Annotated in this window: 13 protein-coding genes; 11 read left to right on the top strand and 2 right to left on the bottom strand. The window is 39.0% G+C overall.

What is annotated here, in order from left to right:
- Positions 1-69: 69 nt before the first annotated feature.
- From L5B71_RS08155 to L5B71_RS08115, 9 genes are all read left to right on the top strand, one after another.
- Complete coding sequence (locus L5B71_RS08155; protein WP_265757897.1) at positions 70-453, top strand: ATP synthase subunit I; 384 nt, start codon at positions 70-72, stop codon at positions 451-453.
- A 22-nt stretch (positions 454-475) separates the two neighbouring features.
- Complete coding sequence (gene atpB / locus L5B71_RS08150) at positions 476-1,264, top strand: F0F1 ATP synthase subunit A (RefSeq protein ID WP_265757896.1); 789 nt, start codon at positions 476-478, stop codon at positions 1,262-1,264.
- A gap of 71 nt (positions 1,265-1,335) precedes the next feature.
- A complete protein-coding gene (gene atpE, locus L5B71_RS08145) occupies positions 1,336-1,590 on the top strand; it encodes a F0F1 ATP synthase subunit C (protein ID WP_265757895.1) in 255 nt (84 codons plus the stop codon).
- Between the two features lie 73 nt (positions 1,591-1,663).
- Entirely contained in the window at positions 1,664-2,134 is a 471-nt protein-coding gene (gene atpF, locus L5B71_RS08140; RefSeq protein ID WP_265757894.1) for a F0F1 ATP synthase subunit B, read from the top strand.
- A 13-nt stretch (positions 2,135-2,147) separates the two neighbouring features.
- Positions 2,148-2,696 carry a F0F1 ATP synthase subunit delta gene (gene atpH, locus L5B71_RS08135; protein WP_265757893.1) on the top strand — a complete coding sequence of 183 codons (549 nt, stop codon included), beginning with the start codon at positions 2,148-2,150 and terminating at the stop codon, positions 2,694-2,696.
- A gap of 12 nt (positions 2,697-2,708) precedes the next feature.
- Positions 2,709-4,250 carry a F0F1 ATP synthase subunit alpha gene (gene atpA / locus L5B71_RS08130; RefSeq protein WP_265757891.1) on the top strand — a complete coding sequence of 514 codons (1,542 nt, stop codon included), beginning with the start codon at positions 2,709-2,711 and terminating at the stop codon, positions 4,248-4,250.
- Between the two features lie 22 nt (positions 4,251-4,272).
- On the top strand, positions 4,273-5,142 hold the full coding sequence (gene atpG, locus L5B71_RS08125; protein WP_265757890.1) for a F0F1 ATP synthase subunit gamma: 870 nt from the start codon (positions 4,273-4,275) through the stop codon (positions 5,140-5,142).
- Positions 5,143-5,158: 16 nt separating this feature from the next.
- Positions 5,159-6,532: a F0F1 ATP synthase subunit beta gene (gene atpD, locus L5B71_RS08120; RefSeq protein WP_103855669.1), complete on the top strand. Its 1,374-nt coding sequence runs from the start codon at positions 5,159-5,161 to the stop codon at positions 6,530-6,532.
- 39 nt (positions 6,533-6,571) lie between these two features.
- Positions 6,572-7,000 (top strand): F0F1 ATP synthase subunit epsilon, encoded by a 429-nt coding sequence (locus tag L5B71_RS08115; protein WP_265757889.1) that lies wholly within the window; start codon positions 6,572-6,574, stop codon positions 6,998-7,000.
- A 119-nt stretch (positions 7,001-7,119) separates the two neighbouring features.
- Here the strand turns inward: L5B71_RS08115 and L5B71_RS08110 are convergent, their stop codons facing one another.
- A complete protein-coding gene (locus tag L5B71_RS08110) occupies positions 7,120-8,574 on the bottom strand; it encodes an aminoacyl-histidine dipeptidase (RefSeq protein WP_265757888.1) in 1,455 nt (484 codons plus the stop codon).
- A 121-nt stretch (positions 8,575-8,695) separates the two neighbouring features.
- Between L5B71_RS08110 and gpt the strand changes: the two genes are divergently transcribed.
- Positions 8,696-9,160, top strand: a complete 465-nt coding sequence (gpt, locus tag L5B71_RS08105; RefSeq protein ID WP_265757887.1) for a xanthine phosphoribosyltransferase — start codon at positions 8,696-8,698, stop codon at positions 9,158-9,160.
- A 48-nt stretch (positions 9,161-9,208) separates the two neighbouring features.
- Positions 9,209-10,033 carry an alpha/beta hydrolase gene (locus tag L5B71_RS08100; RefSeq protein WP_265757886.1) on the top strand — a complete coding sequence of 275 codons (825 nt, stop codon included), beginning with the start codon at positions 9,209-9,211 and terminating at the stop codon, positions 10,031-10,033.
- 83 nt (positions 10,034-10,116) lie between these two features.
- Here the strand turns inward: L5B71_RS08100 and proS are convergent, their stop codons facing one another.
- Positions 10,117-11,832, bottom strand: coding sequence for a proline--tRNA ligase (gene proS / locus L5B71_RS08095; RefSeq protein ID WP_265757885.1), 1,716 nt, complete (start codon positions 11,830-11,832; stop codon positions 10,117-10,119).
- Between the last annotated feature and the right edge of the window lie 39 nt (positions 11,833-11,871).

Raw genomic sequence — 11,871 nt, 5'->3', positions numbered from 1 at the left:
GGTTATCTAAACCGTTTTAAATATAATTAATAGGTTATTTTATAATTTGATTTTTAAACAAAGTAACAAATGTCTGCAATCATAAAACAAGTTAAAAAGAAATATAAGATTGCATTGAGCATAGAATTGTTTATTTTTATTGTCATTTTTGCAATATTAACAGCATCACAATCTATAAGAGCTGTCTCTTTTTTGCTCGGATCATTGGCAATTTTTGTTCCTTATTGTATGTTTGTTTTTTTTATGTTTTTTAAAAAACGGGAAAAAAAACATCAATTAAAGGTATTTTATCGTGGTGGTGCTATAAAGTTTATATGTACGATCATTTTTATTGTGGTAGCGTTTAAATCTTTCCCCACAATTAATTATGTTGTATTCTTTATGGGATATTTTCTAGCATTGCTGTTAAATAACCTGTTACCTATAATGGTAGCTAAGATTTTTAAAATTTAGTTTAAATTTCAAGGGATTAACTATGTCTGACCTTACAACTGCAGGGTATATTCAACACCATTTAGAATTTCTTAAAACGGGAGATTCTTTCTGGCATGTTCATTTAGATACGCTTTTCTTTTCAGCTCTATCTGCTGTTATTTTCCTTTTTATTTTCTATAAAGTAGGTAAAAAAGCCACTTCTGGCGTACCGGGCAAAATGCAATGTCTTGTAGAAATGATCGTTGAATGGGTTGATGGCATAGTAAAAGAAAATTTCCATGGACCCCGCCATGTCATTGCTCCACTAGGTTTAACTATTTTCTGCTGGGTATTTATAATGAATTCAATTGACTTGATACCAGTGGACTTCTTACCTCAAGTAGCAAATTTATTTGGCATTCATTATTTAAGAGCTGTACCAACCGCTGATATTAATGCTACTCTTGCTATGGCTATTAGTGTATTTTTTCTCATTATTTTTTACACTTTGAAATCTAAAGGTCTTACAGGTTTTGTAAAAGAGTATACGCTTCACCCTTTCAATCACTGGGCTTTTATTCCTGTAAATTTAATTCTTGAATCCGTAACATTATTAGCCAAACCTATTTCATTGGGCTTCCGTTTGTTTGGTAATATGTATGCTGGCGAACTGATCTTTATTTTGATTGCGGTAATGTATAGTGCCAATATGGCGATTGCTTCTCTTGGTATTCCATTACATCTTGCTTGGGCGATTTTCCATATTTTGGTTATCACCTTACAAGCCTTTATTTTTATGATGTTAACGATTGTTTATTTAAGTATTGCTTATAATAAAGCTGAACACTAAGAACAAACTATTTATTTTTACTAACTAACCCAGCCATTAGGCTGACTTTCTTAAATCTAACGGAGAAAACTATGGAAACTGTTATTTCAGCTACGATTATTGGTGCATCTATTCTTCTAGCTTTTGCTGCTATGGGAACAGCTATTGGCTTTGGCCTTTTAGGAGGAAAATTTTTGGAAGCATCAGCTCGTCAACCTGAATTGGCAAACTCAATTCAAACAAAAATGTTCATTGTAGCTGGTCTTTTAGATGCTATCGCAATGATTGCAGTAGGTTTAGGTTTACTTTTCATTTTCGCAAACCCATTCATCGGATTATTACAATAATTGTCAATGTTGTTTGTACAACCAAGCTTTACCCTAAAGGGGTAATATTGATGACCTTATTGAGGAGAGCGTTGTGAACTTAAATGCAACATTAATTGGTCAACTTATTGCATTCGCACTATTTGTGTGGTTTTGTATGAAATATGTTTGGCCACCAATTATTAAAGCAATTGAAGAGCGTCAAAGCTCAATTGCTAATGCTTTAGCTGCAGCAGAAGTCGCACGAAAAGAGCAAGCTGAAACCAAAACGTTGGTGGAGCAAGAAATTAATCAAGCGAAACTTCAAGCACAAGAAATAGTGGATTTAGCGAATAAACGTCGCAACGAAATCTTAGAAGAAGTGAAAGCAGAAGCGGAAGCATTAAAAGCAAGAATTATTGAACAAGGCCACGCTGAAATTGAAACAGAGCGTAAACGTGTTCAAGAAGAATTACGAGCGAAAGTGGCGTTTTTAGCACTTGCTGGTGCTGAGAAAATTGTGGGCCGTACGGTTGATGAAGCGGCAAACAATGACATTATTGAAAAATTAGTTGCAGAACTATAAGAAGGTTGGGCTTATGTCAGAATTAACTACCATAGCTCGCCCTTATGCAAAAGCAGCATTTGATTTTGCTGTAGAGCAACAAGTGGAAAACAATAGTGCGGTAGAAAAATGGGCAGAAATGCTAAGTTTTGCTTCTCAAGTTGTTGAAAATGAAGAGATGCAAAATTTCCTAACAGGTGATTTATCTGCCAGTAAAGTTGCTGATACTATGATTTCAATTTGTGGCGACCAACTTGATCAATATGGGCAAAATTTGATTCGGTTAATGGCTGAAAATAAGCGTTTAACTGTACTTCCAGCGGTATTTGCACTGTTCCAGCATTATGTGAGTAAACACCAAGCAATTGCAGATGTGGAAGTTATATCAGCTCAACCATTAAGTGCAGAGCAACAAGCTAAAATTGCAGCCGCAATGGAAAAGAAACTTGCTCGTAAAGTTAAATTAAATTGCAGCGTAGATAATGCACTGATTGCCGGTGTTATTATTCGTACAGATGATTTTGTCATTGACGGAAGTAGCCGTGGGCAACTGGCTCGTCTTGCAAATGAGTTGCAATTATAAGAGGAATAAAAGATGCAACTAAATTCGACTGAAATTAGTGAATTAATTAAAAAACGCATTGCCGAATTTAACGTGGTAAGCGAACCACGAAACACGGGAACCATTGTTTCTGTGAGCGATGGGGTTATTCGTATCCACGGTTTAAGCGATGTAATGCAAGGGGAAATGATAGCATTACCCGACAACCGTTATGCAATGGCACTTAACCTAGAGCGTGATTCGGTAGGTGCAGTTGTAATGGGTCCTTATACTGATCTTTCTGAAGGTATGGAAGTTCAATGTACAGGACGTATTCTTGAAGTGCCAGTAGGCCGTGGTTTATTAGGCCGTGTAGTGAATACCCTTGGTCAGCCAATTGATGGCAAAGGAGAAATTGAACATGATGGTTATTCGCCAGTAGAAGTTATTGCACCGGGTGTTATTGATCGTAAATCCGTTGATCAGCCTGTTCAAACCGGTTATAAAGCGGTGGACTCAATGGTACCAATTGGTCGTGGTCAGCGTGAGTTAATTATCGGCGACCGTCAAACAGGTAAAACCGCACTAGCTATCGATGCCATCATCAACCAGAAAGATTCTGGTATTAAATGTATCTATGTCGCGATTGGTCAAAAAGCATCAACCATTGCCAATGTAGTGCGTAAATTAGAAGAACACGGTGCATTACAAAACACTATCGTGGTTGTCGCATCTGCGTCTGAATCTGCCGCATTACAATATCTTGCGCCTTATTCAGGGTGTGCAATGGGTGAATATTTCCGTGATCGTGGTGAAGATGCACTAATCGTTTATGATGATTTATCTAAACAAGCTGTTGCTTATCGTCAAATTTCATTGTTATTACGCCGTCCACCTGGTCGTGAAGCTTTCCCTGGTGATGTATTCTATTTACATTCTCGCTTACTTGAGCGTGCATCTCGTGTTAACGCAGAATATGTAGAACGTTTCACCCAAGGTAAAGTAACAGGTAAAACAGGCTCTTTAACTGCATTACCAATTATTGAAACTCAAGCAGGTGACGTATCGGCTTTCGTACCAACCAACGTAATTTCCATTACCGATGGTCAGATTTTCTTAGAATCTAACCTATTTAACTCAGGTATTCGTCCTGCGGTAAACCCAGGTATTTCGGTATCTCGTGTGGGTGGTGCAGCACAAACTAAAGTTATCAAAAAATTAGCAGGTGGTATTCGTACCGCACTTGCGCAATATCGTGAATTAGCAGCATTCGCACAATTTGCTTCAGATCTTGATGATGCAACACGCAAACAACTTTCTCACGGTCAGAAAGTAACAGAATTATTGAAACAAAAACAATATTCTCCATTAAGCGTTGCGCAACAAGCATTAGTGTTATTTGCCGTTGAATTTGGTTATTTAGAAGATGTTGAATTAGATCGTATCGCTTCTTTTGAATCTGCCCTTTTAGAATATGCAGCACATAACTATGCTGATTTTATGGACGGATTAACCAAAACTGGCGATTACAATGATGAAATCAAAGCAACATTGCAAGCGATTTTAGACAATTTCAAAGCAAACAGTGCTTGGTAATTCACATTAACGGAGAACATCAATGGCAGGTGCAAAAGAGATAAGAACCAAAATTTCCAGTGTTCAAAGTACGCAAAAAATTACTAAGGCAATGGAAATGGTTGCAGCATCGAAAATGCGTAAAACGCAGGATCGAATGTCATCTTCACGCCCGTATGCTCAAGCCATACGCCGCGTGATTAGCCACGTGTCAAAAGCCAGTATTGGTTACAAACATCCGTTTTTAGTGGAACGAGAAGTGAAAAAAGTAGGTATCCTACTTGTTTCAACAGATCGTGGATTATGTGGTGGTTTAAATATCAACTTATTTAAGACCGCACTTCAAGAAATCAAAGGTTGGAAAGAAAAACAAGTGGAAGTTTCACTGGGCTTAATCGGTGCTAAAAGTATCGGTTTTTTCCAATCTCTTGGCTTGAATATTGATACACAAAATTCAGGAATGGGTGATACACCTTCTGTTGAGGAATTGATAGGCACAGCAAATCATATGTTTGATGCTTATAAAGAAGGTAAATTAGATGCTATCTATATTGCTTATAATAAGTTTATCAACACGATGTCGCAAAAGCCTACTTTAGAAAAACTTGTTCCTTTGCCTGAATTAGATAATGATTATTTAGGTGAAAAAGCTCAATCTTGGGACTATATTTACGAACCTGATCCAAAAGTGTTATTGGATAGTTTATTGGTTCGCTATTTAGAATCTCAGGTGTATCAAGCGGTAGTTGAAAATTTGGCTTCTGAGCAGGCAGCACGAATGGTGGCGATGAAAGCGGCAACTGATAATGCAGGAAACTTAATTAAAGACTTGCAATTAGTTTACAACAAAGCTCGCCAAACAAGTATTACAAATGAATTAAATGAAATTGTTGCTGGTGCAGCGGCAATTTAAGTAAAGAGGATCGATAATGGCAACTGGAAAAATTGTACAAATCATCGGTGCGGTTATTGACGTTGAATTTCCACAAGATGCAGTACCAAAAGTATATGATGCCTTAAATGTTGAAACAGGACTCGTGCTTGAAGTTCAACAACAATTAGGCGGTGGAATCGTACGTTGTATCGCAATGGGTTCATCAGATGGTTTAAAACGTGGTTTATCCGTGTCTAACACAGGCAAACCAATTTCTGTTCCAGTGGGAACAAAAACCCTAGGACGTATTATGAACGTACTGGGTGAACCAATTGACGAACAAGGCCCAATTGGTGCGGAAGAAACTTGGTCAATTCACCGACCAGCACCAAGCTATGAAGATCAAGCAAACAGCACAGAATTGCTTGAAACAGGGATCAAAGTTATCGACTTAATCTGCCCATTTGCGAAAGGGGGTAAAGTTGGTTTGTTCGGTGGTGCAGGTGTAGGTAAAACCGTAAATATGATGGAATTAATCCGTAATATTGCAATCGAACACTCTGGTTACTCAGTATTTGCAGGCGTTGGTGAACGTACCCGTGAAGGTAACGACTTCTATCACGAAATGACAGAATCTAACGTATTAGACAAAGTATCCCTTGTTTATGGACAAATGAACGAGCCACCAGGTAACCGTCTGCGTGTTGCATTAACAGGTTTAACCATGGCAGAAAAATTCCGTGATGAAGGGCGTGATGTATTATTCTTCGTGGATAATATTTATCGTTATACCCTAGCAGGGACAGAAGTATCAGCATTATTAGGTCGTATGCCATCTGCGGTAGGTTACCAACCAACCCTTGCAGAAGAAATGGGGGCATTACAAGAGCGTATTACTTCTACCAAAACAGGTTCTATCACCTCTGTACAAGCGGTTTATGTACCAGCCGATGACTTAACTGACCCATCGCCAGCAACTACTTTTGCGCACTTAGATTCAACCGTTGTATTAAGCCGTCAAATTGCATCATTAGGTATTTACCCAGCGGTAGATCCCCTTGATTCAACTTCTCGCCAATTAGATCCATTAGTAGTTGGCCAAGAACATTATGATGTAGCACGTGGCGTACAAGGTATCTTACAACGCTACAAAGAATTGAAAGACATCATCGCGATTCTTGGTATGGACGAGCTTTCTGAAGAAGATAAACTTGTGGTAGCACGTGCGCGTAAAATCGAACGTTTCTTATCACAACCGTTTTTCGTTGCAGAAGTGTTCACTGGCTCACCGGGTAAATATGTCTCATTAAAAGAGACTATCCGCGGTTTTAAAGGTATTTTAGAAGGTGAATATGACCATATCCCAGAACAAGCGTTCTATATGGTTGGTTCTATTGATGAAGTGCTAGAAAAAGCCAAAAATATGTAATCACTTCAAGCCTGATTAAACACTTGAAGGAGAATCACAATGGCAACATTAAATTTAACGGTTGTAAGTGCAGAAGAAAGCATTTTTACCGGTCAAGTAAAAAGCATTCAAGCCACAGGGATTGAAGGGGAGCTTGGTATCTTACCAGGTCACACCCCATTATTAACGGCAATCAAACCGGGTATCGTCAAATTGACCTTAGAAAATGGCAATGAAGAAGTTATCTATGTTTCAGGTGGTTTTTTAGAAGTTCAACCAAATGTCGTTACCGTCCTAGCGGATGTCGCTATCCGTGGTAAAGAGCTTGATGGCGATCGTATTTTAGAAGCGAAACGCCGTGCAGAAGAAAATATCGTAGCAAATGCAAAAGATGCAAACTACGAAATGCTCGCAGCGAAACTCTCTAAAGAGCTTGCCAAACTACGCGCTTACGAACTAACAGAAAAATTAGTCAAAAATAAACGCTAATTTAACTGCACTTTCTTTACTGTATTTAAAAAAACCACCTTTGGGTGGTTTTTTCTAATTTACATAAAAACTGCGGTGAAAAATATCCAAATTTTCCACCGCACTTATGTTTTAATGAATTACTTCACTTCAGCTAAAATTCTGGTGAGTAATTGCCAGTAGGTTTGTACGGCGGGGATATGCACTTTTTCATCAGGAGAATGGGCATTAATAATGGTTGGGCCGATAGAAACTACGTCTAAATTAGGGTAGATTTTTTTCAGCAAGCCACATTCTAATCCTGCGTGAATCACTTTTATTTCAGGCTGATGACCTAAAATATCCGCATAAATTTGGCTGGTTAAAGCTAAAATATTGCTATCTGGTTGAGGTTCCCAACCTGGATAATCGCCAGAAAACTCAACCTTTGCATTGCAAAGGGTGGTTAAAGATTTCAGCATTTCTTGCACATAATATTTACCGCTTTCAATTAATGAACGAATTAAAATTGTGGCGTTTACTTGGTTGTCTGAGGTTTTTAGCACGCCTAAACTGAGTGAGCTTTCCACCACGTTTTCTACTACATCACTGTAGCGAATAACACCGTTTGGTAGTACATTAAACAGGTTGATAATATTGTTTTGTGAATCATTATCAAATATATGTGTTGGCTTTTCAACAGCTTGTAAAAACAAGCTAAGATTTGGTTCGGCAATGGCTAATTCGGTTTTTAATAAAATTTCAAACTTTTCCACCGCACTTTGTAATGGGGCAAGATCGCCATCAAAGCATAGGGTTACAAAGGCTTCACGCGGAATGGCATTGCGTACTGATCCACCCTTAATTTGGTTAATGGCAAAATTAATTTGTGGGTGATCTTGTTTGAGATGCGCAAGAAAACGAACCAGCACTTTCACTGCATTAACGCGTCCTGTGTGAATATCCACGCCAGAATGCCCACCACGCAAGCCTTTTAATACTAACTCATAACTATGCACATAAGGGTTGGCTGTTTTTTGCACAGGAACACTTAGATCTGCATTTACCCCACCTGCACAGCCAATATAAATTTCGCCGTTTTCTTCCGTATCTGTGTTGATCATAATTTGGCTTTTCAACCAGTTTGGACGTAAACCAATTGCCCCTTCCATTCCTTGCTCTTCGGTCATTGTGAGCAAGACTTCTAACTCTGGGTGAGCAAGGTTTTCCTCTTCTAATGCGGCAAGGGCAGAAGCAAGGCCAATCCCGTTATCCGCCCCTAAGGTTGTACCTTTTGCAGTGACCCATTCGCCTTCGATATAAGGTTGAATAGGGTCTTTTGGGAAATCGTGTTTGGTGTCTTCGTTGGCTTGTGGCACCATATCAAGATGAGCTTGCAGTACCACAGTAGGGCGATTTTCCATACCAGAGCTTGCAGGCTTACGAATTAAAATATTGCCAACTTCATCACGTTCGACAAAAAATTGTTTTTCTTTTGCCCAGTTTACGATGAAATTAGCTAATTCTTCTTCATGATAAGAAGGATGTGGAATGGAACAGATCTGATCGAACCATTTCCATAGTAAGGTAGGTTGAAGTTGTTGGATTTCAGACATCGTTTTTTCCTCAAATGAAAAAAAATTAGCAAAATAATAGCATAAAAAGCGGTTTCACGTTATCCTAACCTAATTTTATTTATTGGGCGGTTTCCGCTCTCTTTCTTAGTTAAGGTGAGTTATGAGTGAAAAATATGTTGTGACTTGGGATATGTTCCATATGCACGCACGCAAATTATCTGAATCTTTATTACCGGCATCACAATGGAAAGGCATTATTGCGGTGAGTCGTGGGGGATTGTTTCCAGCGGCGGTATTAGCGCGTGAGTTGAGTATTCGCCATGTTGAAACAGTATGTATCGCAAGCTATGACCATAATCAGCAAGGTGAATTAAATGTTCTACACGCAGCCCAAGTGCCTAATGGCGGTGAAGGTTTTATTGTGGTAGATGATTTAGTCGATACTGGTAACACTGCGCGCGCTATTCGTGAGCTTTATCCAAATGCGCGTTTTGTGACGGTTTTTGCAAAACCAGCAGGTGCAGACTTAGTGGATGATTATGTGATTGATATTCCACAAAATACTTGGATTGAACAGCCTTGGGATATGGGTATTACTTTCGTCCCACCATTGGCGAGAAAATAGTTGCGATAAACGCTGGACTTGCCAGCGTTTTTTATAGAAATCAAAACAATGAACGTTTTTAATCTTTATCTCGAAATGCAAGAGCATTTTATTTATGTACCTTATTACCATCATCATCGCCGTGTGCGCGTGTTGTTGCCGAAAGATTATCATAACGAACCTTGGCAACATTATCCCGTGCTTTATATGCATGATGGGCAAAATGTGTTTTATAGCAAAGAATCCTATTCAGGCCATTCGTGGAAAATAATTCCAACCATTAAAAATTATCAATATTTACCAAAACTCATCATTGTTGGCATTGATAATGCAGGGCAAGAACGTTTGAACGAATATGCTCCGTGGCGAACGGATGTGGGCAATAACGATGAAGTGCGCAATGTTGGTGGGCGTGGTGCAGAATATGCACAATGGGTTGTTAATGAGGTTAAAACATTTATTGATAAAACTTACCGCACTTTGCCAAGTGCAGAAAATACCCTACTTGTAGGTAGTTCAATGGGTGGCATTATTACCGCTTATATGGGAGCGGCCTATCCGCATATTTTTGGTCATTTAGGTGTATTTTCCCTTGCTTCTTGGTTTAGTGAATCGGCCTTTATACACTTTATTCATCATCACTCTTTGCAACCGAAAAGCCGTGTGTTTATTCAAGTTGGAACCAATGAAGGCGATGAAATGGATTCACAATTTATTTCTAATATGAATCAAGCTTATATTGATTGTACCCTGCGTTATTATCAGGCTTTGTTACGAACAGGACATCCACTCGATCATATTCGCTTACGCATTATGGCAAACGAAATTCATCACGAAATCCACTGGGCAGATCATTTTGTAGAATTCTTACATTTTGCTCTACTTAATAAATAGATATTTTGGTTTATTGATAATAAAATCCCCCTAAGATCTAATGTGTTAGGGGGATTTTTTATTTGTATATTTTAATCGTGATATTAGCGTTTTATCTGTTGTTTAATAAATGCTAGTAACTGATCTTTGGCGATCATCTGTTTTTCACCTGTTCGGCGATTTTTATATTCAATTTCACCATTTTGTAAGTTTTTCTCACCAATAACCAACATATGTGGCACACCAATAAGTTCCATATCCGCAAACATTACTCCTGGGCGCTCTTTGCGATCATCAAAAATCACCTCAATTCCTTCAGCGCTTAAAGTGCGGTATAAATTTTCGGCAAATTCTTGCACGGTTTCAGATTTGTGCATATTCATCGGTACGATTGCTACAGTAAATGGTGCAATCGCATCGGTTGGCCAGATAATCCCACGTTCATCGTGGCTTTGTTCAATTGCTGCCGCAACCACACGGCTCACTCCGATACCATAACAACCCATAATCATTGTTTGTGGGCGTCCATCTTCACCTTGTACAGTCGCTTTCATCGCTTCAGAATATTTTGTACCAAGTTGGAAAATATGTCCCACTTCAATACCCCGTTTGATTAACAATGAACCTTTGCCGTCAGGGCTTGGATCACCTTCTACCACGTTGCGTAAATCCGCGATTTCTGGCATTGGGACATCACGTTCCCAGTTGATATTGAAATAATGTTTTCCATCAACGTTTGCGCCTGCTGAAAAATCACTCATTAATGCTACGCTACGATCAATAATGGCTGGAATCGGCAAATTAACAGGTCCAAGAGAGCCAACACCGGCACCGATTTTTGCTTTGATTTCTGCTTCATCTGCAAATTCAAGCGGTTCTGCCACTTGCGCTAATTTTTGTGCTTTGATTTCATTCAAATTGTGATCGCCACGAATAATTAACGCAATTAGTGGTTGCTCTTCATTTGCGCCTTTTACAATCAAGGTTTTTACGGTTTTTTCTACTGGTATATTGAATTGCTCCACCAACTCATTAATGGTTTTAGCATTTGGTGTATCCACTAATTCCATTGACTGAGTTGGCGCACTACGTTCGCCTTGTGCCACCGCTTCGGCGAGTTCAATATTCGCCGCAAAATCAGATTCTGTGGAGAACACAATATCATCTTCGCCACTTTGTGCTAACACTTGGAATTCGTGTGATGCACTGCCGCCGATAGAGCCAGTATCCGCCTGCACAGCACGGAAATCTAAACCTAGACGAGTGAAAATATTGCTGTAGGTTTGATACATTATGTCATAAGTTTCTTGCAAGCTTTCTTTTGTGGTGTGGAAAGAGTAAGCATCTTTCATTAAAAATTCACGACCACGCATTACCCCAAAACGTGGACGCACTTCATCACGGAATTTTGTTTGAATTTGGTATAAATTGAGTGGAAGTTGCTTATAAGAACTCACTTCACGGCGAACTAAATCGGTAATCACTTCTTCGTGTGTTGGGCCAAGCACAAAATCACGTTGTCCACGATCTTGAAAGCGTAATAATTCTGGGCCGTATTGTTCCCAGCGTTGTGATTCCTGCCATAATTCAGCTGGTTGCACAACAGGCATTTCCACTTCAATCGCACCGCTTTTATTCATTTCTTCACGCACAATATTTTCCACTTTTTTAAGTACGCGTAAGCCGGTTGGCAACCAGTTATAAAGCCCTGACGCTAAAGGACGCACCATTCCAGCACGTAACATTAATTGATGGCTCACCACCTGTGCATCATTTGGGGTTTCTTTTAAAGTAGCAAATAAATATCGACTCGCTCGCATTGTTGTTTCCTATATTAATAATTTAAGAAAAAAATTGGC

It is taken from the genome of Avibacterium sp. 21-586 (assembly GCF_026226775.1).
GTDB lineage: Bacteria > Pseudomonadota > Gammaproteobacteria > Enterobacterales > Pasteurellaceae > Avibacterium.
This window is presented reverse-complemented; position numbering and strand designations above follow the sequence as displayed.

What these genes read in the sequence shown, in the direction of transcription:
- atpB (WP_265757896.1), top strand. Translation starts at nt 476, where the DNA reads ATGTCTGACCTTACAACTGCAGGGTATATTCAACACCATTTAGAATTT.
- L5B71_RS08110 (WP_265757888.1), bottom strand. Translation starts at nt 8,574, where the DNA reads ATGTCTGAAATCCAACAACTTCAACCTACCTTACTATGGAAATGGTTC.
- gpt (WP_265757887.1), top strand. Translation starts at nt 8,696, where the DNA reads ATGAGTGAAAAATATGTTGTGACTTGGGATATGTTCCATATGCACGCA.
- L5B71_RS08100 (WP_265757886.1), top strand. Translation starts at nt 9,209, where the DNA reads ATGAACGTTTTTAATCTTTATCTCGAAATGCAAGAGCATTTTATTTAT.
- L5B71_RS08115 (WP_265757889.1), top strand. Translation starts at nt 6,572, where the DNA reads ATGGCAACATTAAATTTAACGGTTGTAAGTGCAGAAGAAAGCATTTTT.
- atpH (WP_265757893.1), top strand. Translation starts at nt 2,148, where the DNA reads ATGTCAGAATTAACTACCATAGCTCGCCCTTATGCAAAAGCAGCATTT.
- proS (WP_265757885.1), bottom strand. Translation starts at nt 11,832, where the DNA reads ATGCGAGCGAGTCGATATTTATTTGCTACTTTAAAAGAAACCCCAAAT.
- atpE (WP_265757895.1), top strand. Translation starts at nt 1,336, where the DNA reads ATGGAAACTGTTATTTCAGCTACGATTATTGGTGCATCTATTCTTCTA.
- atpA (WP_265757891.1), top strand. Translation starts at nt 2,709, where the DNA reads ATGCAACTAAATTCGACTGAAATTAGTGAATTAATTAAAAAACGCATT.
- atpG (WP_265757890.1), top strand. Translation starts at nt 4,273, where the DNA reads ATGGCAGGTGCAAAAGAGATAAGAACCAAAATTTCCAGTGTTCAAAGT.
- L5B71_RS08155 (WP_265757897.1), top strand. Translation starts at nt 70, where the DNA reads ATGTCTGCAATCATAAAACAAGTTAAAAAGAAATATAAGATTGCATTG.
- atpD (WP_103855669.1), top strand. Translation starts at nt 5,159, where the DNA reads ATGGCAACTGGAAAAATTGTACAAATCATCGGTGCGGTTATTGACGTT.